The following is a 24,252-nucleotide window of genomic DNA, read 5'->3' as shown; positions in this document are numbered from 1 at the left end:
CAAAGGGGAAAAGTCACATGAAAAAAATGTACATGGTTTTGTCGCTCCTGCTGGTATTCGTCATGGCAGCCGCCGGCTGCTCCACCAAGTCCAATCTGGAGGGCGGAGCCAAGACGGCCGAGCCGAAGAAAGAGGGAGGCGCCGCCTCCGGCAAGGCCACTATCGGTCTCTCCATCTCCACGCTTAACAATCCGTTCTTCGTGACGTTGAAAGAAGGCGCCGAGAAAGCAGCGAAGGAAGCCGGAGCCGAGCTGGTCGTTGTCGACGCGCAGAACGACACTTCGAAGCAAATCAGCGGCATTGAGGATCTGATCCAGAAAAAAGTAAACGTCATTCTGATCAATCCGACCGACAGCGTGGCGGTCATTACGGCGGTGGAGGCGGCCAACAAAGCGAACATTCCGGTCATCACCATCGACCGCGCGGCGAACGGCGGTCAAGTCGTCTCCCATATCGCATCCGACAACGTCAAGGGCGGACAAATGGCCGGTGACTTCATCCTCAAAGCGATCGGCGGCAAAGGGAACCTTGTCGAGCTGCAAGGCATCGCCGGAACTTCCGCAGCCCGCGACCGCGGCAAAGGCTTCCATAATGCCGTAGACGGCAAAGACGGCGTGAAAGTGGTCGCTTCCCAGCCTGCCGACTTCGACCGGGCGAAAGGGCTCTCCGTCATGGAAAACATCCTGCAAGGGAACAAGGACATTGCAGCCGTATTCGCCCACAACGACGAGATGGCGCTGGGCGCGCTGCAAGCGATTCAAGCCTCCGGCAAAAACATCGTTGTCGTCGGCTTCGATGCAACCGACGACGCGGTGAAAGCCGTAAACGACGGTAAAATGGCCGCAACGGTAGCGCAGAAGCCGGCCGCCATCGGAGATATGGCCGTAAAAACGGCCGTGAAGGTATCGAAAGGCGAGAAAGTAGAAGCTTCGATCCCTGTCGATCTGGAGCTGATTACGAAAAAGTAAGTCATAGCATTAAGCTAATAGAAACGCTTTATACGGAAAGAGGACGATCCCCGGAGCGGAATGAACAAAAGCCGCGGGTCGTCCTCTTTATTTTTGAGTAAAATATAGACATTGGATTGCTTAAAACGAGCGATGAAGGAAAAACCCCTCAGAGCTAGTAAGTTGATAAGCCTAACTCTTGAACATTTTCGTTGAAAAGCCGTATTCGACTCTGAATGTATTCATCCATTCTATTTCATGGTATAATAATCCAATCACAATGGAATGGCTTTATGGGCGGTCGGCTAACCTCTCGGAAGGGAGGTGATGCCAATGGACGTGAAAGACGTTATGATTATACTTATTAGCTCAAGTGGACTTTTAATTGCTCTGCTGACGCTGATAATAAAGATCATCGAACTTTCGCAGAAAAAGAAATAGACCGCCCCTCTCGCAAAGGTAAACGGTCTATTCTTCGGCATACCCTTTGAAGCCATCCGCCCTTAAAAGCGGCTATTGTGATACGTGAGGGGAATGTTAGATGTTAACGGCATCTGCATTCCCTTTTTAGTATGTGCTTTAATTTCAATTGTTAGTGCCAAAGAAAGTACTACATTTCATTTTACTCCTGTTTTATGGTATTGACAATACCTTTGAATATATTTCTGTGCATTATACTGAATACATTTCTAAACCATAAACTGAATATTGAAGGAGTCCTGGGGTTCGGTCCGTGGGCTCTTTTATTTATTTTATTTCATCCGGCTTAACATTCCGGCGAATTTGTCTCGAAGCTTGCGGCGCATTCGGTATATAATGGATACGGAACGGCGGCAGAATATTATAGGAAGAAAGGCGATGGAATGCTTTTATGTCGATGCGCAAGCTAAAAATATTGACGATTCTGCTCCCGCCTCTGGTCATCGGAGGGTTCGAGTATATACGCCACGACTTCCTGCTGGACGTGCTGTCCATGGAGACGGGCAATTTCTACATGACGCTGCTTACGCTGCTGCTGTCGTTTTTGTTCGGCAACTGGATGTTCAACCGGATCGAGGCCATGAACGCGAAGCTGACCGTCGAGCAATCGAAACGGGCGGTATATGAGGAGCGCGAACGGCTCGCTCAGGAGCTGCATGACAATATCGCGCAAATTTTGTTTTTCCTGAACGTGCAGCTGAAGAAAGGGCAGATCGAGGAGGCCCGCTCGGCCGTTTCCGAGATTGACCACCATCTGCGGCAGGCGATCTTCAACCTGCGGACGGCGCCGGAGGAGGGAGCCGATTTCGGCTCGCGCCTGCGAACGTGGCTGGAGGAATGGAGCGGCATGAGCGGCATTGCCGTCAGCCACAGCATTACGGTTCCGGAGGAAGGCATATCGCCGTCCGCGGAGGTGCCGCTGTTTTCCATTATCCGGGAGGCGTTCACCAACATCCGCAAGCACTCCTACGCCGATCACGCGGAGGTCGAGCTTGGCCCGACGCAGGACGGGCGGAGCTGGAGGCTGCGCATTGCCGACGACGGCAAAGGCATGGAGGGCGATACCGGACAGCGGCCGAACCGGTACGGGGTATCGATTATGCGCAAACGGGCGCAGGAGCTGGGCGCGGAGCTGGAAATCCGGGCAAAGGAAGGGCAGGGGCTGGAACTGATCGTTACCGGACCGCTGCGGGAGGTGAAGCTGTGATGATGAATTACCGGGTGCTGATTGCCGACGATCATCCGTTAGCGCGGCGCGCCATCCGCACGCTGATCGACGGGGAGGACGGCTTCGAATGGATCGGGGAAGCCTGCAGCGGCGACGAGGCCGTCGAGCTGTGCGGCCGGCTGCTGCCGGATCTGGTGCTGATGGACATTCAGATGCCGGGCATGAGCGGCCTTGAAGCGACCAAACGGATTAAACAGCAGTATCCGCACATCCGCATCGTCATGCTTACGGTGTCCGACGATGTGGCCGACCTGTTCACGGCCGTAAGGCATGGGGCGCAGGGCTATCTGCTCAAAAATATGGACCCCGACGATTGGATCGCCTACTTGCGCGGATTGCTCGACGAGAACAGCGAAATTTCCCGTGGCATGGCGGACCGGCTGTTTCATTCGTTCCGTTCGGCCGGCGAATCCGCGGCCAGCGACATCGGGCCGGGTGTGCTCTCCCAGCGCGAATGCGAGATCCTGAGCTGCGTCGCCAGCGGGCAGAGCAACCGCCAGATCGCCGAGACGCTGGTGATTACGGAGAACACGGTCAAGAACCATATCAAGAACATTTTATCCAAGCTGTCGCTCGACAATCGGGTGCAGCTGACCGCTTATGCGGTACGTCACGGATTGACACAGATCGGACAAAAACAAGGGGGAAAATAGCCCGGTCGAGCCATTCTTTCCTTAAGCGGTTTACGATACAGTACAGTAGGATAAACTGACTGCTTAAAGAGAAAGGGGCTTTTATTTATGAAAAAATGGCATTTTGCGCTCGCGCTCGGACTGCTCGCTTCCATGCTTGGAGGAGGCTTCGCCAGCGCGCATGTGACGGTGCTGCCGAAAGAGACGACGCAGGGAAGCTATGAGAAATTTGCCGTTCGGGTGCCGACGGAGAAAGAGATTCCGACGGTCAAAGTCGAAGTGAAGTTTCCGCTCGACGCCGTATCGATCTCCCGCTTCGAGCCGAAGCCGGGCTGGAAATACGAGCTGACGAAGGATGCGAACAATAAAATTACCGGCGTGGTCTGGACCGCTACCGGCGAAGGCTTGGGCGCTACGGAATTCGGTGAGTTCTACATGCAGGGGAAAGTAGCCGATACCGCGACCGCGATTACGTGGAAGGCGTACCAGACCTACAAAGACGGCAGTGTCGTCGAATGGGTCGGCGCAGACGGCTCGGACAAACCGGCTTCCGTGACGAAGGTGAACGCGAAACCGGCCGGAGCCGGAACGGACAGCCACGGCCATACGACCTCGCCTGCCGCCCCAGCCGGAGATAAAGCTGCGGCCGAAGCTCCTGCCGCGTCCCAAACGCCGCTGTATTTGTCCATTGCGGCCGTCGTGCTGGGAGCCGCAGCGCTGATCGTTTCGCTGATGCGGAGAAAAGCCTAGCCTGTCGGCGAATCAGACCGCTATTTGGCAAGGCCCGTTTCCATCGTCCCGATAGGAAATGGGCTTTTTGGCTTGTCTTTTCCCCCGCAAAACAGTTAAACTGGTGAAAACGCCATTCTAATTACACCACGTCAAAAAAGGAGACAGCCGCAGGATGCCGTCAAAAATTTTGAAAGAGTTTAAAGAGTTTGCGATTAAAGGAAATATGATCGATCTGGCGATCGGGGTCATTATCGGAGGCGCTTTCGGCAAGGTCGTTACGTCGATCGTCAACGATCTGGTCATGCCTCCGATCGGGCTGCTGCTCGGCAAGGTGAATTTCACGGATTTATTTATTAGCTTGGATGGGAAGTCCTACGCGACGCTTAAAGATGCTAAGAATGTAGGAGCAGCAACATTCAACTACGGATTGTTCCTCAGCACGCTGCTCGATTTTCTGATCGTCTCGTTCGTTATTTTTATCGCCGTCAAGCAGATCAACCGGTTCCGCCGCAAAGAAGAGGCCAAGCCCGACCCGAAAGAAAACATGAAGGAATGTCCGGAATGCTTGTCCGAAATCCCCAAAAAAGCATCCCGCTGCAAATACTGCACCGCCGTTCTCGAAGCCCCGGCTGCGGAACGCGCTTAGCCCCCTTACAGCTCAGACAGCCTGTGCTCCTGCTTGCAACCTTATGGAGCCTGGCTTTTTTCTTAAGAAATTATTCAGAAAAACCTCCATTTGTTCTAAAGATATTTTGGATATCCTAAGTACATCAAATCCCATTGGACGAAACAAACCGACTCTTACATTCGTTTTACTAGTAAATCAAATGGGGTACAGGTTCGAACCGTGTCTAATTGGTTAAATTTAGAGCAACAAGGAGGGCAAGGCAATCATGAGTTTTCATGCCAACGTTCAAGAAAAGGTGCTTTTTTTAAATAAATTTTTTCAATCTCCGAAAGAAATGGGCAGCGTAACGCCCAGCTCCAGATTTTTGGCCCGGGCGATGACCAAGCCTGTACCGTGGGCTCAAGCGCAGGTTGTTGCGGAACTCGGAGCCGGAACAGGCGCTTTAACCCGGTTCATCCGGCAAGCCAAGGGGCTGAAGACGAAGGTGCTGCTGTTTGAAAAGGAGCAGACGCTGAGGGAGCAGCTGGAAGTACGGTTCCCGGAGTTCTCCTGTCATGCCGACGCCTGCAGTATGGGGCAGGTGCTGGACCAGCAGGGGATCGAGGGCTTGGATGCCGTCATCAGCGGCCTGCCGTTCTATAATTTCCCGCAAAAATTGCGCGACCGGCTGATTGAGCAAATCACATCGTCCCTTAAGCCGGGCGGCCGCTTCATCGCCTTTCAATATTCGCTGCAAATGAAGCCCCAGCTTGAGCAGTACTTTGACATTGAGACGATCCGCTTCGTTCCGTTTAACTTTCCTCCTGCATTCGTATATGTGTGCCGGAAGCCGGGAGGAACGCCCCAATGACCTACGATACGCTGATGCTGTGGATCGGGCAGTTCGGGTATTTGGCTTTGTTCTTCGCCTTGTGGCTTGGGATTGTCGGAATGCCGATTCCCGATGAAGTCGTCGTGATGACCGGAGGCGCAGTAACGGCCAGCGGCCTGCTGCATCCGGTTCCCGCTTTTCTAGTAACCTATCTCGGCGTCGTATCGGGATTATCGCTCGGATACGTGCTCGGCCGGTATGCAGGCACGCCGGTATTGGAGCGTCTCCGCAAAAAGAAGAAAATAGATAAAGCCATAGAGCTATCGGAAAGACTGAATCAAAAATACGGCAGTCTGGCCTTGGTGATCAGCTATTTTTTCCCCGTTGTCCGTCACGTCCTGCCTTATCTCGTAGGAATGAACAAAATGTCCTTCCGCCGCTACGCTCTCCTTTCCTACACGACAGGCTTCGTATGGACTTTCGCTTTTTTCTTCATCGGACGGCTGACGGCCGGTCACGCCCAAGAAATCGGCATGCTTATTTACAGCTACGGGCTCAAGCTGCTGTGGATTCCGCTTTTGCTTGTCGCGGCATGGATTGTTTTCAAGCTCGCGCAGCGCAAAAAATGGCAGGAGGGCGAGTCGATTGGAGCAGGCGAACAGCGTATTGGTAGCTGATGACGATCCGGATATCCGGGATATCATTCAAATTTATTTGCGGAACGAAGGCTACCGCGTACTGGAAGCCGAGGACGGAGTAGAGGCCCTGGAGCTGGCTAAACGGGAAAGCTCGACCTCATCATTTTGGATATTATGATGCCCCGGATGGACGGCATTCGCGCATGCATGAAAATCCGGGAGATGAGCGAGGTTCCTATCATTATGCTGTCGGCCAAGGGCGAGGATCTGGACAAAATCACCGGCTTGTCCATGGGCGCGGACGACTACGTCGTGAAACCGTTTAACCCGCTGGAGCTGGTCGCCCGGGTCAAGGCCTGTCTGAGACGGCAGCACATGATCGGCAAGAAAGCGGAACGCGGCCGGATGGAGGTCGGCGACCTCGTCGTTGATCCGGCCCGTCATTTGGTAACGGTTCGCGGCAAAAAGGTTAATCTCACGCCGATCGAATTCGCGATATTGGCTCTGCTGGCGAAAAATCGGGGCCAGGTATTCTCCGTTGATGCGATCTACGAGCACGTCTGGAAAGAAGGCGCTTTTCATTCCGATAACACGGTAATGGTACATATCCGAAATCTCCGGGAAAAGCTCGAAGACATCCCCCGGGAACCCCGGTATATTAAAACCGTATGGGGAGTGGGTTATAAAATTGAGTAGGGTGCGTTTCCCGAAACGGCCTTTTTCGGTCACCCTTCGCGTGAAGCTGATGCTGACCTTCTACGGCTGCTTCCTGCTGAGCGCTGCTAGCTTGGGTTTACTGCAATTGGCTTACCAGAACTTTTGGCCGAATGATTCGGACAACTATGATTCGATCCGCAGGACGGTGAACGAACGGCTTGACAAGCTCGACAAAGACTGGTCGTCCTTGAACGGGCCTGACGAAGAGGCCGCGGCATCATTGGTCGAACGGGCCGGTTCGGGAGGCAAGCTGAGAGCATACGTAACGGACGAGTCCGGACGTGTGCTTTTTCGCTCTTCCGAAGCTACGGAAAGCAAGCTGAGCTTGCACGACCTGCTGATGTCGGCCAAACAGGCGAACCACAGGCAACCGGGCGCGGCGTACACGGCTGTGCTGCCGGCGCAGTACCGGGACCAGGCCGTCTATTTGATCGTTTCCAGCAAGCTGGTTCCGCAGCCGGACAAGGGCTACGAGATCGGGGAGATGTTCAATTTTTTCCTGTTTATCGTTTTGTTCGTGCTTTTCTTCTATGTTCTCACCTGGCGTAAAATGAGAGAGATTCGTTACATCAACCGCAGATTGAACGATATTGCCCATGGCGAGCTTTCCGTGCGGCTCACGATGAAGAGCCGGGACGAGCTTGGATTGGTCGCGGCCAATATCAATTCCATGGCGGAGCAGCTCGCCCGGCAGCAGGAGAAGGAACGGCGTCTGGAAAAGTCGAAGATGGACTTGATCACGAATGTCTCCCACGATCTGCGGACTCCGCTTACAAGCGTCATCGGGTATTTGAACCTGCTGATGAATCCTGTGCAAACGAATGCCGCCGAGCGGGAACGGTATCTGACGGGCGCCTACAATAAAGCGAATCAGCTTAAGAAGCTGATCGACGACTTATTCGAATACACCCGGCTTACCGGAGGAGAGGTGAAGCTGGACTGGCGCGAGATTGACATTCGCCATGTGCTGGAGCAATTGGTCAGCGAATTCGAGCCGATCGCGGAGCAGCGTCAGATTGCTATCGAATGCCGGCTCCCGCAAGCCCCGCTGGTTGTCCTAGCCGATGCGGAAAAGCTCGTTCGCGCGCTGGACAATCTGCTGATGAACGCCGTTAAATATTCCGTTGCCCCCGGCCGTGTAACCGTTACGTTATCGGCCTACCCGAAGCGCGCGGTCATCGAATTCGAAAACGAAGGCCGGCCGATCACGAAGGCGCAGGAGGAATTGCTGTTCGAGCGGTTCTATAAGGCGGACGAATCGCGGACGGGAGATCAGCTGCCTGACGGCGCCGGACTCGGGCTGTCGATTGCGCGCAACATTGCCGAACTGCACGGAGGACGTCTGGCGTTCCGGCACGACCAGGGGCGGTTTGTTTTTCGCTTGGAGCTGCCTCTGAACGGGTAAAGCCGGGAGCTTCGCGGGCTGCAATATTTTAACAAGCGGAAAATCCGTATGTTCTTATTGACTTTAGATGAATAATTTTGTACACTAACAACGTTTCATTCCATTGAAATCGACAATTTCATTTAATTTCATAGAAGCACTTCTTATCAAGAGAGGCGGAGGGACAAGGCCCGATGAAGCCCGGCAACCGTTCCTGAACAGTTCTGAAATTCAGAATTGCAGGAAATCAGGTGCCAATTCCTCCAGAACCGGGCAAGGTTCTGGCAGATGAGAGGGACATGAGTTAAACCGCTAACCCTGTACCTCGTCGTGCAGGGTTTTTTTGCGCCAAGCGAACGTGCCCGTTGGACCGAACAAGGGCCGTTTATTCCGGGGAGGAAGACGATTTGATTCAGTTGAAAGGCATTACGAAAAACTACGATGTCGGAGGCAGACAGGTTACGGCGCTGCGGAATATCGATTTGACGATCCGCAAAGGCGAAATCTTCGGCATCATCGGCCATTCGGGGGCAGGCAAAAGCACCCTGATCCGCACCATCAACATGCTGGAGCGCCCGACATCCGGGGAAGTCGTCGTGGACGGCGTCGAGATGACGAAGCTGGGCACCGGCAAGCTTCAATTGGAGCGGCGCTCGATCGGGATGATTTTTCAGCACTTTAACCTGCTGTCGTCCGCCACGGTCGCCGATAATATTGCGTTCCCGCTGCGGCTCGCCAAGCTGCCGAAGGAGCAGATCGCCCGCAGGGTGGAGGAGCTGATCGGGCTCGTCGGATTAACCGGCCACGGCGGCAAATATCCGGCGCAGCTGTCGGGGGGCCAGAAGCAGCGGGTCGGTATCGCCCGGGCACTGGCGACAAATCCAAAGGTGCTGCTGTGCGACGAGGCGACGTCGGCGCTCGATCCGCAGACGACGGGCGCGATTTTGTCGCTGCTGCTGGATATTAACAAGCAGCTCGGGATTACGATCGTCTTGATTACGCACGAGATGAACGTGATTCGCACGATTTGCGACCGGGTGGCGGTCATTGACGGCGGAGAGATCGTGGAAGAGGGATTGGTGACGGACGTGTTCCTGAAGCCGCAGCATCGGACGACCAAGGAGTTCGTCGCTCAGGTTTCCGATGTGGCTGCGATGGGGCTTGAGACTTCCGGGCGTGCAGCGGGGGGGAATCGGACCCTAGTCCGGGTAACGTACATCGGCGAACAGACGTACCAGCCGGTGCTGTACGAGACGATGCGCGAGACGAACGTGCCGTTCGTCATCCTGCAAGGGACGGTATCGAAGCTCAAGGATACCCCTTACGGGCAGCTTGTCGTAGAGCTGCAAGGGCAGGAAGGCGGCGCGGAGCAGGCCATCGCCCTGCTGCGCGGCCGCGGATTGGATGTGGAGGTGATTCAGCATGGATGAACTGCTTAATCTGGATTGGGCGGCGATCGGAGAGGCTACCTACGATACGCTGACAATGCTTGGCCTGTCTATGGTGTTTACCGTGCTGATCGGTCTGCCGCTCGGCATCATTCTCTTCGTTACTTCACGAGGGCAGCTCCTCGGACAGCCTGTGGTGTACGCGCTGCTGTCGCTGGTGGTCAACGTGCTGCGCTCCGTGCCGTTCGTGATTCTAATGATTATGCTTATTCCCTTCACCAGGCTGGTCGTCGGCACGTCCCTCGGGGTATCCGGCTCGATTCCGCCGCTGGTCATTGCTGCGGCTCCGTTCTTCGCCCGCCTGGTGGAGACGTCGCTGCGCGAGGTAGACCGCGGCGTCGTGGAAGCCGCGCAATCGATGGGCGCCACGTACTGGCAGATCGTATCGCGGGTCATGCTGCCCGAAGCGCGGCCGGGCCTGATCGCCGGGGCGACGATTACGGCGGTCACGCTCGTATCGTATACGGCCATGTCGGGGGTCATCGGAGGCGGCGGTCTCGGCGACCTGGCGATCCGATTCGGCTATCAGCGTTTCCAAACGGTCGTGATGATCGTTACCGTACTGCTCTTGCTTGTGCTGGTTCAAATCCTGCAGTCGCTGGGCGACCGGCTTGTCCGGAAATTCCAGCGGAAATAAGGATTTTTATATACAAAAGAATGGATACTATAGGAAAAGGTGGAGGACTCTTACCATGAAAAAAATGATGATCACCGCATTGTCCGTCGTGATGGCCTTCTCGCTCGCCGCTTGCGGCACCAAACCCGCTCCGGACTCGGCAGCCCCGCAAACCGGAGGAGCGACGCCGGCTCCCGACAAAAAAGAAGTGACGCTGAAGGTCGGCGCAACCGCCGTTCCGCATGCGGAAATTTTGAACTCCGTCAAAGCCAAGCTGAAGGAGCAAGGCGTCAACCTGGAAGTGAAGGAATTTACCGATTACGTGCAGCCGAACGTACAGGTGTTCGAGAAGCAGCTGGATGCGAACTTCTTCCAGCACACGCCTTATCTGGAGCAGTTCAACAAAGATAAAAACATGAACCTCGTAACGGTTACCGGCGTGCATATCGAACCGTTCGGCGGCTACTCGCAAAAAATTAAAAAGATTGACGAACTGAAAGACGGCGCAATCGTTGCGCTTCCGAGCGACCCGTCCAACGGCGGCCGCGCGCTGGCGCTGCTGGAGAAAAACAACCTGATCAAGCTTAAAGAAGGCACAGGCGTCAAAGGAACGGTCAAAGACGTTGTTGAAAACAAGAAAAACCTGAAATTCAAAGAGCTGGAAGCCGCCATGCTGCCGCGTACATTGGGTGAGGTCGATCTGGCGCTCATCAATACGAACTATGCGCTCGAAGCGAAGCTTGTACCGACGAAGGACGCGCTGTTCATCGAAGCGAGCGACTCCCCATACGTGAACATTCTCGTATCCCGCCCGGACAACAAAGATTCCGAGGCGATGCAGAAGCTGGCGAAAGCACTCACTTCCGAAGACGTGAAGAAGTTTATCGACGAGAAGTATAAAGGCGCAGTCGTACCTGCGTTTAAATAAGCGATACTGATAAGCTGAGCGGGGCCTTAGGGTCCCGCTTTTTCGTGTCTTACGAGTATGAGCTTCCTGGAACAGGGGGATAGATCGGCGGCTTCGTGACGGGCGGCAAGGGCGGGCATCGGCAATTTTTCCTGTATGAATGCTTGACCGCCAACTTGTATTTCTCCGCATTACGTCGTATTCTGCATACGAATGGATAAGAAAGGATGCGCCTTGATGACGGAACACTAAAGCGATAGAAAAGGAATGATCGGAACGTCGTAGTGGATGAAGCTCATTTTGAAAGGAGAAAGCCGGTGAATACGTCAACGAAGGAAACAAAGCTCTTGTATGAGGTTAAAGCCGCTGTGCTGCATGTCCGGGATTTGCCTCGCATGGCGGCTTGGTACGCCAAGCTTCTGGGCATGCCGCTCCAACCTCTGGACGACGACAAACCGTTCTACGAGTTCGACATGAATAATCAGGTCAATCTGATGCTGGACGATCACCGCAATAAGCAGGGTCGGGAGAAATATCCGATTTGCATGATAAGAACTACGGATATTCATCGGGCACGCGCCTGCGCCCAAGAGAACGGGATTTCGATCTCTCAAGATGTGCTGCTTCCCCATCCCGGGCTTGCGTATTTTCAAATTGTCGATTCGGAAAGCAATGAGATCATGATCGTACAATCGGATTGGGTCAATCCGAATCCGGTACGGCCGACCGCACCGGATCACCCGATCCAAAACCGTATCAACAGTGTCGTGATTCCCGTGGCCCATCTAAAAAGAGCGACCGAGTGGTACAGCAAGCTGCTCGGCCAGCAAATCAAGCCGGATCGTCAGGATGGCGGACCGATCTATTGGTTCGATATGCAGAACGGCACGGGAATTCTGCTCGACAATAATCGAAACAATCAGGATCTTGCGGCGCTGCCGACGTTTATGCTCAAAGCTTCCAACATCCATGAAGCCTTCTCGTTCGTTCGAAGCAGCGGCGTTACAATCGTCCGCGATGTGCAGTTCGACCACTATTTTATCATCGAGGACCCGGAAGGAAACGCCGTGATGATTTGTCTCTGAGATGTTGCATCCCTGATTTGTCACGCATTCGAGGGATTGATATAATTGACATAATGATATTATCGATAACAGAGGTCGTGACGCATGCAAAGCGAAAGACAGCCCTTGTACGTGCAAATTCAGGAGCACTTTAAGCAGCTCATCTCCTCCGGCAAACTGGTAGACGGAGACCGGATTCCTTCCGAGAAAGAGTTGATTGCGAGGTTCAACGTCAGCCGGATTACGGTGGCCAATGCGCTTGCCCAGCTCGCCAAGGAGGGGTGGATTTACCGCATTCCCGGACGCGGCAGCTTTGTCGGCAGCGGGGAGGGCGCTTCGATTTCGATCAGCCCTCCAACGGTCGGTAGGCCGACCGAGACAGGGGTGCAGGGCCCCGCCGTTCGTTCCTATGCCGATCGGCACGCCGGAGTACGCCAAATGATCGGCCTTCTCATCCCGTCCATGGCGGATTATTTCGCGCTGCGGCTGGTGCAGGGGATCGTGAATGCGCTGAACGATACCGGCTATTATCTGGCGACTGTCCTAACGCACAATTCCAAGGAGAGGGAGCGGGAAGCGATCGTCGAGCTGACCCGGATGGGGGCGGCCGGACTGATTATTTTTCCGGTCGATGCGGAGACGTATAATGAGGAAATATTGGCGCTTAAAATCAACAAGTTTCCGTTCGTGTTAATCGACCGCTACCTGCCCGGGGTAGAGACGAATTTCGTTTGTTCGGACAGCGCGCTTGGCGCCAGGTTGGCCGTGGCGCATCTGTGGGAGCTCGGGCACCGGAGAATTGCCATCTGCTCGGACTCGCCGCTGCCGACCGTTTCCGTAGACGAGCGCATCGCCGGGTACATGGAGGCGCTGAAGGAGCAGGGAGCGATGATCGATCCTTCGCTGATCTTGACGGACTTTCGGATCGACGACGTCCTGCCGGACGAGCAGCACCCGCTGTACCGGCATTTGCAAAGCAGATCGGCCACGGCCTATATCGCACTGAACGCCAAGCTCGGCATTCATATCGCGATTCTGGCCCGGCGGCTCGGGCTTTGCGTGCCCGACGAGCTGTCCATCCTGACGTTCGACGACCCTTCTCCAGGACTGGAGGAGCCCGGTCGGTATACGCACGTTGCCCAATCGGAAGGGGAGATCGGAAGCAAGGCCGCCGAAATTTTAATTCGGCTGCTGGATCGCCCGCAGGACAAGGACAACGGGCAGTACACGAAAATCATCCTAAGACCGGAGCTGGTCGTAAGAGGATCGACCGGTCCCGTCAAGCCGTCCTAGCTTCCAGCGAACCGGTGACAACTTGCGCTGTGGGAGCTTATGAACGGTTGCTCTCCTCCCCCATCATGTGCGTCACTCAGCCTCTGCCAAGATTCGTGCTTGGCGGAGGCTTTTTGCCGTCCTTGTGATGAAAATTTTATAGCAAATATGCATATTGATAATATATTTGATATATCGTACATTGGAGGTATATCTTAGCGATAGAAAAGGAGAACGGACATGAGATTCGTACAAGAAAAGCTGGAGCGCCGTATCAACGAATTGGCGAACGCCAGATACCGGGATCGCTTCCCGTTGACCGGTATTCGCATGGTGGAGCAAGCCGCTTCCCTGCAGGAGGCCCGGGAGCAAGCCGGAACACCGGCAACCGTCGGGATTCGCTGGGGAGGACGCGACCAGACCGCTTGGTTCGTGGGCGTGCTGACGTTCCCCGAGGCATGGAAGGACCGGGACGTCGTAGGCTTAATCCGGCTCGGCAACACGGGCGGAGGCAATTGCAGCGGCTACGAGGCGCTCGCTTATTTGGACGGGGAACCGGCGCAGGCGCTGGACCGGAACCATGGGGAGCTGTTTATCCCGGCTGACGCCGTCAACAAGGGCAGCGCGGAGCTGATCATTCAAGCCTGGAGCGGCTTGACGCCGCCGGATGCGGGACACCAGCCGTTCGATCACCGGATCGACGAGCTGGACCTCGCTTGGCTCGACCCGGCCACGGACGACTTGTACTATACGGCGCTGCACGTACTGCAGGCGGTACGCTGCCTGGAAGATCGCAGCAGCGAGAAGCACGGCATGCTGTCGGCGCTCGACGATGCGTTTCAGCTGCTGGATTGGCGCGCGCCGGGCTCGGAGGCTTTTTACGCTGCGGCGGAGCAGGCTTTGGCGCTGCTCAAGCAGCGGCTGGAAGAGCTGCCGCGGGGGGCGCGGCCTCAGGTGACGGCGGTCGGTCACTGTCATATCGACGTCGCCTGGCTGTGGAGGCTGAAGCACACGCGCGAGAAATCCGCCCGCTCTTGGTCGACCGTGCTGCAGCTGATGGACCGCTATCCGGAATATATCTTTTTCCAATCCCAGCCGCAGCTGTACGCTTATTTGAAGGAAGACTACCCGGCCATCTACGACAAAATCAAACGGCGCGTGGCAGAGAAGCGCTGGGAAGCGTCCGGAGCGATGTGGCTGGAATCGGACTGCAACATCCCTTCCGGTGAATCGCTTGTCCGGCAGCTGCTTTACGGCAAGCGGTTTTTCCGCGAAGAATTCGGCGTAGACAACCGGATTTTGTGGCTGCCCGACGTGTTCGGCTACAGCTGGGCGCTGCCGCAAATTTTGAAGAAGGCCGGCATCGATTATTTTATGACGACCAAAATCAGTTGGAGCCAATATAACCGCTTCCCGCACGATACGTTCCATTGGCGGGGCATCGACGGTACGGAGCTGCTGACCCATTTTATTACGACGCCCAACAACGACGGCAGCTGGTACTATACCTACAACGGCAATGTGACCGCATCCAGCGTGCAGGGGCTGTGGGACAACTACCGGCAAAAGGAACTGAACGATCAACTGCTGCTCGCCTACGGATGGGGTGACGGAGGCGGCGGACCGACGCGCGACATGCTGGAGGCGGTGCGGCGCTTCGAGGACATGCCGGCGATGCCTCAGGTGCGTCAAGGCCGGGTGGAGGCGTTTTTCGAAGCGCTTGATGACAGGGTATCCGATCACCCGCGGCTGCCGTTATGGGACGGGGAGCTGTACCTGGAATACCACCGCGGCACGTATACGTCGCAAGCCTACAACAAGCGGATGAACCGTCGGATGGAGACGCTGCTGCATCAAGCGGAATTCGTCAACAGCCTTGCGATGCTGCTGAACGGCGGGCATGCGTATCCGGTTGAACCGCTGCGGAAGAGCTGGATCATTACGCTCCGCAACCAGTTCCACGATATTATCCCGGGGTCGTCCATCGGAGAAGTGTACGAGGACAGCCGGGAAGAGTACGCGGAAGCGGAGCAATTGGCGGTCGCGGCGTTGGAGCAAGGCACCCAGGCGATCGCAGGCGGTCGCGGGCAAGGCGGAGCTGCGGCGTCGGAAAATATCGGTTACCGCGTCATCAACCCGTTGGGCTGGGAACGGTCGGCGCTTGTGGAAATTTGTTTGGATGCCCTTCCTGCCCCTGCCGAGCAGCTTGCGTGGTTCACGCCAAGCGGCGAAGCGCTGGAGAGCCAGCTTGTTCGCGGCGCCGACGGCCGGCCTGTCTCGATGCTTGTTCATACGCCGGACGTTCCGGCATTAGGCTATACGACCTTTGTCGGCAAAAGCACGGACGTCGCTCCGGCGGCAAGCAGCGGCGAATGGAGCATCGGCGAGCGGCTTTTGGAGACGCCTTTTTACCGGATTGAGCTGAACGACAGCGGTCAGATCGTATCTTTGTACGATAAACGGAATGCGCGGGAAGTGCTCAAGCCGGGCGAAGCGGCCAACGTGCTGCAGGTGTTCGAGGATAAGCCGATGGCGCACGACGCTTGGGATATCGACATCTACTACCAAGAGAAGAGCTGGACCGTCGAGGAGCTGACTGAAGCGGTTGTGGAGGAGCAAGGGCCGCTGCGCGCCGTGCTTAAGCTCGTATGGCGTTTCCACCGCTCTATCATCGAGCAGAAAATGACGCTGTACCGCGACCATCCGCGAATCGATTTTTGCACCCGGGTCGATTGGCATGAGAAGCAGCACCTGCTCAAGACGGCGTTTCCGGTCGACGTGCGGTCGACGAAGGCGACGTACGAGATTCAATTCGGCAACGTGGAGCGGCCGACGCACTGGAACACGAGCTGGGATTGGGCGCGATTCGAATCGGTGGCGCAGCGTTGGGTCGATCTGTCCGAAGGGGGCTACGGCGTCAGCCTGTTGAACGATTGCAAGTACGGCCACGATATCCGCAATCATGTGCTGCGTCTCAGTCTCATTAAGTCGGCGGTATCGCCCGACCCGGAAGCCGATCAAGGGCTGCATGAGTTTACTTATTCGCTTTATCCGCATAAGAACGGTTGGTTGGAGGCGGACACGCACCGTCAGGCGTGCGAGCTCAACATGCCGCTGCTTCCGGTGCGGTTGACCGGAGCGGCTCATACGGCCGGCCTTCCTGAGCGGTTGGGGCTGTTCCGCGTGGATGGTTCCCATGTCATGATCGATACGGTCAAAAAAGCCGAAGACGACGAATCGTTCATCGTCCGCTTGTACGAGTACGGGGGCATTCGCGGAGATGTCCGGCTCTGCGCTGATGCGCAGATCGGGGAGCTTGTCTCCGTCGAAGAGACGAACCTGATGGAGGAGCAGCCGCAAGCGGTAGAGCACGGTCCGCATGAGGTCAAGCTGTTCCTGAAGCCGTACGAGATCAAGACGCTCCGGATTGCTCTGAAAGCTTAGCGGGAAGCCCATTTTTAAGTGCGAACGCACCAGCAAGTGCTGCCTTTCATAAACTGAATTTGACTGTATCCCTAGACCTTGTAATGAAACCAAAACCCGGGCAAGGAGGGGTGACACTTTGAAAGGCAGCGATCACAAAAGTAAATTTTTGCTCACCAATCGCGAACGTGAGGTCTTTGAACTGCTCGTGCAGGACAAAACGACAAAAGATATTGCACAGCAGCTGTTTATTAGCGAAAAAACAGTCCGGAACCATATTTCTAACGTCATGCAAAAGTTAAATGTCAAAGGCCGTTCGCAAGCAGTTGTCGAGCTGATCAAGCTTGGGGAACTGCAGATTTGAAGCCTTCGCGAAGCAACCACACCAGCCTTCTTTTTCCGCTTTCCTTCCGGGGGAGCGCGGGAAGAGGGCTATTTGGTTTTCGGTGAAACTTAGCGGACAAGCGACAAGACAGATCATACAGCAACTGTTTATTCAGCAGTCCGGAATCACATTTAAAGGGGATGCGGTTTAAACACATTCTGTGGCGAGCGGTGGGAAGCGGCTTTACACTTGGCTCTTATCATAAAATCTATGCCCAGTATCCCGTCAAAGCCGTAAGGCTCTTGTATAGAACCAAGCTGAATCGGAAAATCATTCAAAGCAATTGGTTCAATTTGAAGCTCAGGAATGTGTTGCTCATAGCAGATTTCACTTATTCCCCTTACCCTATACATTCGCTTTGCTCTTCCGTTTATAAAGTCAATGTGAATGCCGATTTCAGCAAGTGCATCGGTATCAAAAATCGTCGCGGCACATCCTGTATCAAATAGAACGGTCTGTAAAACAATAGATTGATTGTTGTGAGTTAAAGTCAGGGAGATACCAGGCAAGCCGTGCTGGAGTTGTATCTTCATTCTGCTGCCTTACCCCTGAGAAGAACTCTTCAACCACCTCTACATCGCTTCGGCTGGTGTGGAATACGTACGTTTCACGTGTCGGATGCAGCTTGTGCAAATACTTGTACCCGTTCCACGCTTCTTGCGGATTGTCGTAATCCTGAATCACCGCCATATCCTCCAACTGGCGTACACGGTTATTGGAGCTAGCTTTGATTGCCTCTACCAATATAAAACGACCCGGATGCAATTCGGTAATTTCTTCCCATTTCATCAGCTTCACCTCGCTTAGAGTCGCGTTATTTCTATATATAGCATAATTCTCCGAGGAGGCTGGAAGTGAGTGTGGCACAATATAGTTCGGAAGTCACATATACATTTAAAAGACGATAAAGAGAGAACTAACGAAAACAAAAGGTTGTGCAAAAGTAAAATTGATTTCGATAAATGGATTAAAAATTTATCCCATGAAATCGATGAAAGAAAAGTAGGTAGTTATTTCAGTAAAGTAAGGTAATCAAAGATTACAGAACGGAACGGAGAATAACCCCCGACAAAAAATACCCTCATCCCGCAAAGGGATCAAGGGTATTTGCTCGTTGTAAGTGGACTGGTTGGTTTGATTCGATCAAACTTCCATAATAATCGGAAGAATCATCGGCTTTCTTCTGGTTCGCTCATATAAGAATCGTCCAAGCGCATCTTTTACATTTGATTTTATCGTAGACCATTGGTTCTCATTCTCGTGAGTTAATTTGTTGATCGTATTGGACACTATGCGGCTTGCATCGTCGAGCAAGCCTTCCGATTCGCGGACGTAGACGAATCCGCGGGAGATGATATCGGGTCCGGAGAGGATCGTGCCTTCCTGCTTGCTGATCGAAACGACAACAATCAGGATGCCGTCTTGAGACAAATGCTTGCGGTCCCGCAGGACGATATTTCCGACGTCTCCGACGCCCAGACCGTCGATGAGGGTGTTGCCTGCCGGAACTTTTCCGCGTTTGCGGGCCGCGCCGTTCTGGATTTCAACGACTTCGCCGTTGTCGACGATGAAGATGTTGGCCGGGTCGACGCCGACCGCTTGCGCCAGCGTGCTGTGCTGACGGAGCATCCGGTATTCCCCGTGAATCGGGATGAAAAATTTCGGGCGCATCAGATTGATCATCAGCTTCAATTCTTCCTGGCTGGCATGTCCGGAAACGTGCATGCCTGTCAGTGTGCCGGAGCCGTAGATGACGTGGGCGCCGAGGCGGAACAGCTCGTCGACCGTCCGTCCGATATTTCTTTCGTTCCCCGGTATGGGCGTGGCCGAGATGATGACCGTGTCCCCGGGGAGAATTTCCACCTGCTTGTGATTCGAGCGGGCCATCCGGGTCAGCGCGGACATCGGCTCGCCCTGACTGCCTGTACACAGAATAACGATACGGTCGGCCGCGTATTTATTCACTTCGTTCGGTTCGATCAGCATGCCGTCCGGAATGTTCAGATAACCAAGCTCGGAGGCGATGGTAATCATATTGACCATGCTTCGTCCGATGACGACCAGCTTCCGGTTCGACGCGATGCCCGCTTCGATAACCTGCTGAAGCCTGTGCACGTTGGAGGCAAAGGTGGACACGATCACGCGCTGGCGCGCGGTCCGGAATACGTCCTCAAGATTGACGCCGACGCTTTTCTCCGAAGGGGTGAACCCTGGGCGCTCCGCATTCGTGCTCTCGGACAGCAGGGCGAGGACGCCTTTTTTACCGATATCCGACATGCGATGAAGGTCTGCATATTGGCCGTTAACGGGCGTTTGATCGAATTTAAAATCGCCGGTATGCACGACGGCGCCTTCGGGGGTATCAAGCACGACCCCAAGGCTGTCCGGAATGCTGTGATTCGTTTTGAAGAACGAAGCGACAATGGACCCGAACTTTAATACGGAATCCGCATGAATTAACACCCGTTCCGTCGAACCCAGCAGCCCGGCTTCTTTTAATTTTCCTTCAATAAGTCCCATCGTCAGTTTGCTCGTATAGACGGGCATGTTCAACTGCTTGAGGATATAAGGCAATCCCCCAATGTGATCCTCATGACCGTGCGTAATGACGAGCGCCCTGACTTTATTCCGGTTCTCGATCAGATAGGAGATATCCGGTACGATAATATCGATGCCGGGCAGCTCCACATCCGGGAATTTCGAGCCGCAATCAATGACAACAATGTCGTCTGCGTATTGTACCACATACATGTTTTTGCCAATTTCGCCTACGCCGCCCAAGGCAAAAATGGACAACTTTTTTTCTGAACCAGCCAAGTTAGACCTCCTCGATGGAATTGACGACGAACATACAAATCAAACTCAAAAGATCCGAACCAGTCACTTACTTTTATTATAACACAACTCTCGGAAAAAAAGTAAATGTTGGTCGAGCCGTTGAGAAGGGCGCGTTATTTTGCCCCGGACCGGTAAGGAACGCGGACATGAACGATCAGTCCGACCAGCACCAGAACGAGCAGCGAACTCAAGGCGATGGGGGCCGTTTGAGACCAGATAAAGCAAGATAAATTGCTTCGCCGTAAAGCCGATGACCGTTTTTGCATACACGCCCATGACCGTAATGGCCGTAGCGCATTGCCCGGACGTTCCGCGAGGTGCGGTCGATCCATAGGCCGTACAGCGGCGACAGCAGCATGAGAAAGAAGCTGGAGAGCGCATTCGTGTACATAACGAACGCGCCGGCAATTTGGTCTGTCGTCTTGCTGCCGTCAATCGTTTCCTGCAGGTAAAACGGAAAGAAGATCGTGATGATATTGCTCGAAAAAATCGTATTCGCAAAATTGTACAACGCCCAAGCCAGAATCGGCATCGACCAATCCAGAATCCAGCCTCCGCGGAGATTCAACCACACGCAGTCCACTCTCCGCATTGACGTATATCGATCGCTTATTCTCGGTACGACGGTTTATTTCGTGCTGCAGGTCAACAAATGCCGGCGCTTTTGATACAATGGGAAGGAAATGCAGCCGTGCACGGCGCAAAAGGCGGAAGAGAAGCACATTAGCCGTTATTCAACGTTATTCAATGGAATAAGGAGGAATTGTTATGACCGAGCAAGCATCCGGATTGCAACGGCAGCGTTTCGAGCAGCCGATTGACGCAGAATTGACCCTTCGGGGCGAAGTCACGGTACGGGAAGCGGCCGACGGGGGGCTGGCGCCCGTCGTGATCATGGTACACGGCTTTAAAAGCTTCATGGATTGGGGCTTTCAGCCTTATGCCGCCGCCGAGCTGGCCCGCCGCGGATATTACGTCGTGCGGTTTAATTTTTCCTGCAACGGGGTAAACGAGCGGGACTTCGACGAGCTGGACAAATTTGCCGTAAACACGTACTCACGCGAGCAGGCGGATCTGGCGGTCGTATGGGAGCTGCTGCAAGGGAAACGGCTGCCCTATGCGGAGCGGGCGGACACCGCTCGGGTTGCCTTGCTCGGCCACAGCCGCGGGGGCGGAAACAGCATCGTGTATGCCGCGGAGCACCCGGACGTGAAGGCCGTCGTTACGTGGAACGGCATCGCTTCGGCCGACCTGTTCGACGACGCGTTCAAGGAAGAAATCGCCCGCAATGGCGTAGCCTACGTGGCGAACGCGCGGACGGGGCAGAGCATGCCGATTCGGCAAACGTTCTACGATGACTTGAAGCAAAATGCGGAGCGCTTCGATATTGCCGCGCGGTTCGCCGGGCTAAAGACTCCCGTGCTGTCCGTACAGGGCGACGCGGACTCCGACAGGTTGAAGGAAGGCTTCCGCAGGCTGCGCGAGGCCGCTCCGGACCAATCGTTCGTGACGATTGTCGGGGGCACGCATACGTTCGGCGCGGTCCATCCGTTTGCCGGAACGACCCCGCAGCTTGAGGAAGCGCTCGAAGCGACCGCGCGTTTCTTGGACGGCCGGATGCGCGTTGCCGGTGAAAGGGGCAGGCAGGGTTGAACGCAGAACGAAAAGCCGGGACATCGGTCCCGGCTCCGTCGGATTTTTACGGACAGCGGATTCTTCCCGCCGTGCGCAAGCTGAAGGATTTGGAGCATTTGCTCGCATCCTCCTATATTTGGATCGTCCTGCTGGACAGCCATGTGTCACAGTTGATGAGCGTCGCGCAGCTTGTCCGGCAGCATAAGAAGCAGCTGCTGGTGCACGTGGATTTGATTCACGGCCTGAAAAACGACGATTACGCGATCGAATTTTTATGCCAATCCATGCGGCCGGCGGGCATCATCTCCACCCGGAGCAGCGCCGTCGCGACGGCGAAGAGGCATAAAGTGCTCGGCATTCAGCGGCACTTCCTGCTCGACTCGATTGCGCTCGATACGACGTACCGGCTGTCGGAGAAAGTGACGCCCGACTACATCGAAGTGATGCCGGGCGTGATGCCGCATATTATCGCCGAGATGCGCAGCAAGCTCGACATTCCGATTCTGGCCGGCGGCTTGATCCGGACGAACGAGGATGTCGAGCTTGCGCTCGGCTCCGGCGCGGTAGCGGTCACCACGTCCCGCAGGGAGCTGTGGGACGCCTATGCGCCGGAGTAGCGTTCGCCGGGGCCGCGTTTACTCGGACGCGGCAGGCGTCGCCGCATCGTGCAGCAGCACGTCCAGTCGGCGCAGGTGCTCCTCCGCGACCTCCGGCGTCCAGCCGAAGCGCTTCGCCATGTAAGCCGTCGCCGGCTGCTTCCAGCGCTGCGCCCAGGCGATATCGAAGTACACCGCGCCGGTACGGCGGACGAAAAAGTCCTGCGGCGTCGCGACCATTTCCTCGTCGATGCCGTAAGCGAGCGAAGCCAGCACATCCAGCGGCAGGCCGGTTTGCTCCGCTTCTTCGCGCATCAGCGTGCAGCGCTGGAACACGCGGTCCGCGTTGGAGCCGTAGCGCTGCACGATCGACTCGGCTTGACGCTTCGTCAGACCAAGCGCTTCGCCGTCGCGTACCTTCGCTTCCGCGAACGCCTTGAATTGCGCCGAACCGCCGACATCGCCGCCGGACAGCTTGATCCGGTCCGTCGTACAGCCAGGATACGAAGCGCCGTTTTGCTCTTGAAGCTGGCCTGTGACCAGATTGACGATACGCTCCGCCATTTTGCGGTAGCCGGTCAGCTTGCCGCCGGCAATGGTAATGAGACCCGAAGGGGCGATGAAAATTTCATCCTTCCGTGACAGCTCCGAAGGCGATTTGCCGTCTTCGTGAATGAGCGGACGCAGCCCGGACCAGCTGGACTCGACATCGGCCGCCGTCAGCTTGAGGCTCGGGAACATGAAATTGGCCGCCGTCAAAATATAATCCCGGTCGGCCGTCGTCATCCGCGGATGAACGAGGTCGCCGCTGTAGTTCGTATCGGTGGTGCCGACATACGTTTTGCCGTCGCGCGGAATCGCGAACACCATGCGGCCGTCCGGCGTATCGAAGTAGATCGCCTGCTTGAGCGGGAACCGCCCGCCGTCGATGACAAGGTGCACGCCTTTGGTCAGGTGCAGCCGCTTGCCCTGCTTCGAGCCGTCCTTTTCCCGGATCGTGTCGACCCAAGGTCCGGCCGCGTTGACGATTTTGCGGGCAAAGATATCATACGTTTCGCCGCTCAGCATGTCGACGACGCGCACGCCCTTCAGCTTCCCGTTCTCGTAGAGCAGCTCCTCCACCTTCGCGTAGTTGACCGCCAGAGCGCCGCGGTCCGCAGCGGCTTTCATCGTTTCAATCGTCAGCCGGGCATCGTCCGTGCGGTACTCGACGTAGTACCCGCCGCCCTTCAGCTTGTCTTCGCGGAGCAGAGGCTCGCGCCGCAGCGTCTCGGCTTTGGACAGCATGATCCGGCGCTCGCTCCGCTTAACGCCCGCCAGCGAGTCGTACATCATCAGCCCGACGGAGGTCGCCAGCTTGCCGTAGGTGCCGCCTTCGATAATCGGCAGCAGCATCCACTCCGGCGTCGTAACGTGCGGCGCGTTCTCGTAGACGATCGCCCGCTCTTTGCCGACCTCGGCCACCAGCTTGAATTCGAGCTGCTTCAAATAACGCAAGCCGCCGTGAATCAGCTTCGTGGAACGGCTCGACGTGCCCGCGCCGAAGTCCTGCATCTCGACCAGTCCGGTTTTCAGACCCCGGGTTTGCGCGTCGAGCGCGATTCCCGCTCCGGTGATGCCTCCGCCGATAACCAGCAGATCGAGCGGGGCTCCGGCCATCTCCCGCAGCCGTTCTTGTCGGTGTTCCCCTGAAAATTGCGCCTGTGTTGTCATGTGTATCGATCCCCTTTCGAAATGTGCGGCCGCCCGGTACCGGGTAAAAGCAAAAAAGAGAAGACGTGAAACAACTCTACGTCGGCACGTCGCTTATCGCATACGCGCTCCTGCAGAGCTTGCTCACGGTCTTCTCTTGATCTCTGACCTGAGATTAA

At 55.5% G+C, this 24,252-nt stretch carries 22 protein-coding genes, 2 pseudogenes and 1 riboswitch; of the genes and pseudogenes, 19 read left to right on the top strand and 5 right to left on the bottom strand.

The window, feature by feature from the left end:
* Positions 1-17 precede the first annotated feature (17 nt).
* From rbsB to PEH01S_RS10085, 17 genes and pseudogenes are all read left to right on the top strand, one after another.
* Entirely contained in the window at positions 18-968 is a 951-nt protein-coding gene (gene rbsB / locus PEH01S_RS10160) for a ribose ABC transporter substrate-binding protein RbsB (RefSeq protein WP_025849705.1), read from the top strand.
* A gap of 306 nt (positions 969-1,274) precedes the next feature.
* Positions 1,275-1,388: a putative holin-like toxin gene (locus PEH01S_RS36135; RefSeq protein WP_407669429.1), complete on the top strand. Its 114-nt coding sequence runs from the start codon at positions 1,275-1,277 to the stop codon at positions 1,386-1,388.
* A gap of 430 nt (positions 1,389-1,818) precedes the next feature.
* The gene (locus PEH01S_RS10155; protein WP_025849704.1) at positions 1,819-2,634 is read left to right on the top strand and encodes a sensor histidine kinase; all 816 of its coding nucleotides are present in this window, start codon (positions 1,819-1,821) and stop codon (positions 2,632-2,634) included.
* Positions 2,634-3,308, top strand: coding sequence for a response regulator (locus PEH01S_RS10150; RefSeq protein ID WP_025849703.1), 675 nt, complete (start codon positions 2,634-2,636; stop codon positions 3,306-3,308). Before PEH01S_RS10155 ends, PEH01S_RS10150 begins: the two co-directional genes overlap by 1 nt.
* A gap of 87 nt (positions 3,309-3,395) precedes the next feature.
* A complete protein-coding gene (locus tag PEH01S_RS10145; RefSeq protein ID WP_025849702.1) occupies positions 3,396-4,037 on the top strand; it encodes a YcnI family copper-binding membrane protein in 642 nt (213 codons plus the stop codon).
* A 166-nt stretch (positions 4,038-4,203) separates the two neighbouring features.
* A complete protein-coding gene (gene mscL, locus PEH01S_RS10140; RefSeq protein WP_174807121.1) occupies positions 4,204-4,665 on the top strand; it encodes a large conductance mechanosensitive channel protein MscL in 462 nt (153 codons plus the stop codon).
* 247 nt (positions 4,666-4,912) lie between these two features.
* Positions 4,913-5,497 carry a class I SAM-dependent methyltransferase gene (locus PEH01S_RS10135; protein WP_127485214.1) on the top strand — a complete coding sequence of 195 codons (585 nt, stop codon included), beginning with the start codon at positions 4,913-4,915 and terminating at the stop codon, positions 5,495-5,497.
* Positions 5,494-6,135, top strand: coding sequence for a DedA family protein (locus PEH01S_RS10130; protein WP_127485212.1), 642 nt, complete (start codon positions 5,494-5,496; stop codon positions 6,133-6,135). The genes PEH01S_RS10135 and PEH01S_RS10130 overlap by 4 nt, the downstream gene beginning before the upstream one ends.
* Positions 6,104-6,792: pseudogene (locus tag PEH01S_RS10125) on the top strand (response regulator). The gene PEH01S_RS10130 and the pseudogene PEH01S_RS10125 overlap by 32 nt, the downstream one beginning before the upstream one ends.
* A 1-nt stretch (position 6,793) precedes the next feature.
* Positions 6,794-8,218, top strand: coding sequence for a sensor histidine kinase (locus tag PEH01S_RS10120; protein ID WP_246062874.1), 1,425 nt, complete (start codon positions 6,794-6,796; stop codon positions 8,216-8,218).
* Positions 8,219-8,358: 140 nt separating this feature from the next.
* Positions 8,359-8,492: riboswitch (SAM riboswitch) on the top strand.
* A 112-nt stretch (positions 8,493-8,604) separates the two neighbouring features.
* Positions 8,605-9,627 (top strand): methionine ABC transporter ATP-binding protein, encoded by a 1,023-nt coding sequence (locus PEH01S_RS10115; RefSeq protein WP_025849696.1) that lies wholly within the window; start codon positions 8,605-8,607, stop codon positions 9,625-9,627.
* Positions 9,620-10,282: a methionine ABC transporter permease gene (locus PEH01S_RS10110; RefSeq protein WP_025849695.1), complete on the top strand. Its 663-nt coding sequence runs from the start codon at positions 9,620-9,622 to the stop codon at positions 10,280-10,282. The genes PEH01S_RS10115 and PEH01S_RS10110 overlap by 8 nt, the downstream gene beginning before the upstream one ends.
* Positions 10,283-10,337: 55 nt before the next feature.
* Positions 10,338-11,189, top strand: coding sequence for a MetQ/NlpA family ABC transporter substrate-binding protein (locus PEH01S_RS10105; RefSeq protein WP_025849694.1), 852 nt, complete (start codon positions 10,338-10,340; stop codon positions 11,187-11,189).
* Positions 11,190-11,485: 296 nt separating this feature from the next.
* Complete coding sequence (locus PEH01S_RS10100; protein WP_127485208.1) at positions 11,486-12,253, top strand: VOC family protein; 768 nt, start codon at positions 11,486-11,488, stop codon at positions 12,251-12,253.
* 84 nt (positions 12,254-12,337) lie between these two features.
* Positions 12,338-13,525, top strand: coding sequence for a GntR family transcriptional regulator (locus PEH01S_RS10095; protein ID WP_127485206.1), 1,188 nt, complete (start codon positions 12,338-12,340; stop codon positions 13,523-13,525).
* A 219-nt stretch (positions 13,526-13,744) separates the two neighbouring features.
* The gene (locus tag PEH01S_RS10090) at positions 13,745-16,948 is read left to right on the top strand and encodes an alpha-mannosidase (protein WP_127485204.1); all 3,204 of its coding nucleotides are present in this window, start codon (positions 13,745-13,747) and stop codon (positions 16,946-16,948) included.
* 118 nt (positions 16,949-17,066) lie between these two features.
* Positions 17,067-17,291 carry a helix-turn-helix domain-containing protein gene (locus PEH01S_RS10085; RefSeq protein WP_010493958.1) on the top strand — a complete coding sequence of 75 codons (225 nt, stop codon included), beginning with the start codon at positions 17,067-17,069 and terminating at the stop codon, positions 17,289-17,291.
* A gap of 152 nt (positions 17,292-17,443) precedes the next feature.
* Here the strand turns inward: PEH01S_RS10085 and PEH01S_RS10080 are convergent, their stop codons facing one another.
* The 4 genes and pseudogenes from PEH01S_RS10080 to PEH01S_RS10065 all read right to left on the bottom strand — a co-directional run.
* On the bottom strand, positions 17,444-17,845 hold the full coding sequence (locus PEH01S_RS10080; RefSeq protein WP_127485202.1) for a pepsin/retropepsin-like aspartic protease family protein: 402 nt from the start codon (positions 17,843-17,845) through the stop codon (positions 17,444-17,446).
* Entirely contained in the window at positions 17,754-18,101 is a 348-nt protein-coding gene (locus PEH01S_RS10075; RefSeq protein ID WP_246062869.1) for a hypothetical protein, read from the bottom strand. The genes PEH01S_RS10080 and PEH01S_RS10075 overlap by 92 nt, the downstream gene beginning before the upstream one ends.
* Before the next feature lie 354 nt (positions 18,102-18,455).
* The gene (locus PEH01S_RS10070; RefSeq protein WP_025849688.1) at positions 18,456-20,129 is read right to left on the bottom strand and encodes a ribonuclease J; all 1,674 of its coding nucleotides are present in this window, start codon (positions 20,127-20,129) and stop codon (positions 18,456-18,458) included.
* Positions 20,130-20,451: 322 nt separating this feature from the next.
* Positions 20,452-20,682 (bottom strand): annotated as a pseudogene (locus PEH01S_RS10065) (MFS transporter); the annotation flags it as partial.
* Between the two features lie 236 nt (positions 20,683-20,918).
* Here PEH01S_RS10065 and PEH01S_RS10060 point away from each other — a divergent pair.
* Both PEH01S_RS10060 and PEH01S_RS10055 read left to right on the top strand, forming a co-directional pair.
* Positions 20,919-21,803, top strand: a complete 885-nt coding sequence (locus PEH01S_RS10060) for an alpha/beta hydrolase family protein (RefSeq protein WP_127485200.1) — start codon at positions 20,919-20,921, stop codon at positions 21,801-21,803.
* Complete coding sequence (locus PEH01S_RS10055; RefSeq protein WP_025849685.1) at positions 21,800-22,402, top strand: glycerol-3-phosphate responsive antiterminator; 603 nt, start codon at positions 21,800-21,802, stop codon at positions 22,400-22,402. The genes PEH01S_RS10060 and PEH01S_RS10055 overlap by 4 nt, the downstream gene beginning before the upstream one ends.
* Before the next feature lie 18 nt (positions 22,403-22,420).
* Here PEH01S_RS10055 and PEH01S_RS10050 read toward each other — a convergent pair whose 3' ends face one another.
* The gene (locus tag PEH01S_RS10050) at positions 22,421-24,094 is read right to left on the bottom strand and encodes a glycerol-3-phosphate dehydrogenase/oxidase (protein WP_025849684.1); all 1,674 of its coding nucleotides are present in this window, start codon (positions 24,092-24,094) and stop codon (positions 22,421-22,423) included.
* Positions 24,095-24,252: the final 158 nt, after the last annotated feature.

This window comes from Paenibacillus ehimensis NBRC 15659 (assembly GCF_004000785.1).
GTDB lineage: Bacteria > Bacillota > Bacilli > Paenibacillales > NBRC-103111 > Paenibacillus_G > Paenibacillus_G ehimensis.
The sequence above is the reverse complement of the archived record's forward strand: the minus strand, read 5'-3'. Positions and strand labels throughout refer to the sequence as shown.

What these genes read in the sequence shown, in the direction of transcription:
- rbsB (WP_025849705.1), top strand. Translation starts at nt 18, where the DNA reads ATGAAAAAAATGTACATGGTTTTGTCGCTCCTGCTGGTATTCGTCATG.
- PEH01S_RS36135 (WP_407669429.1), top strand. Translation starts at nt 1,275, where the DNA reads ATGCCAATGGACGTGAAAGACGTTATGATTATACTTATTAGCTCAAGT.
- PEH01S_RS10155 (WP_025849704.1), top strand. Translation starts at nt 1,819, where the DNA reads ATGTCGATGCGCAAGCTAAAAATATTGACGATTCTGCTCCCGCCTCTG.
- PEH01S_RS10150 (WP_025849703.1), top strand. Translation starts at nt 2,634, where the DNA reads ATGATGAATTACCGGGTGCTGATTGCCGACGATCATCCGTTAGCGCGG.
- PEH01S_RS10145 (WP_025849702.1), top strand. Translation starts at nt 3,396, where the DNA reads ATGAAAAAATGGCATTTTGCGCTCGCGCTCGGACTGCTCGCTTCCATG.
- PEH01S_RS10135 (WP_127485214.1), top strand. Translation starts at nt 4,913, where the DNA reads ATGAGTTTTCATGCCAACGTTCAAGAAAAGGTGCTTTTTTTAAATAAA.
- PEH01S_RS10130 (WP_127485212.1), top strand. Translation starts at nt 5,494, where the DNA reads ATGACCTACGATACGCTGATGCTGTGGATCGGGCAGTTCGGGTATTTG.
- PEH01S_RS10110 (WP_025849695.1), top strand. Translation starts at nt 9,620, where the DNA reads ATGGATGAACTGCTTAATCTGGATTGGGCGGCGATCGGAGAGGCTACC.
- PEH01S_RS10105 (WP_025849694.1), top strand. Translation starts at nt 10,338, where the DNA reads ATGAAAAAAATGATGATCACCGCATTGTCCGTCGTGATGGCCTTCTCG.
- PEH01S_RS10095 (WP_127485206.1), top strand. Translation starts at nt 12,338, where the DNA reads ATGCAAAGCGAAAGACAGCCCTTGTACGTGCAAATTCAGGAGCACTTT.
- PEH01S_RS10090 (WP_127485204.1), top strand. Translation starts at nt 13,745, where the DNA reads ATGAGATTCGTACAAGAAAAGCTGGAGCGCCGTATCAACGAATTGGCG.
- PEH01S_RS10080 (WP_127485202.1), bottom strand. Translation starts at nt 17,845, where the DNA reads ATGAAGATACAACTCCAGCACGGCTTGCCTGGTATCTCCCTGACTTTA.
- PEH01S_RS10075 (WP_246062869.1), bottom strand. Translation starts at nt 18,101, where the DNA reads ATGAAATGGGAAGAAATTACCGAATTGCATCCGGGTCGTTTTATATTG.
- PEH01S_RS10060 (WP_127485200.1), top strand. Translation starts at nt 20,919, where the DNA reads ATGACCGAGCAAGCATCCGGATTGCAACGGCAGCGTTTCGAGCAGCCG.
- PEH01S_RS10050 (WP_025849684.1), bottom strand. Translation starts at nt 24,094, where the DNA reads ATGACAACACAGGCGCAATTTTCAGGGGAACACCGACAAGAACGGCTG.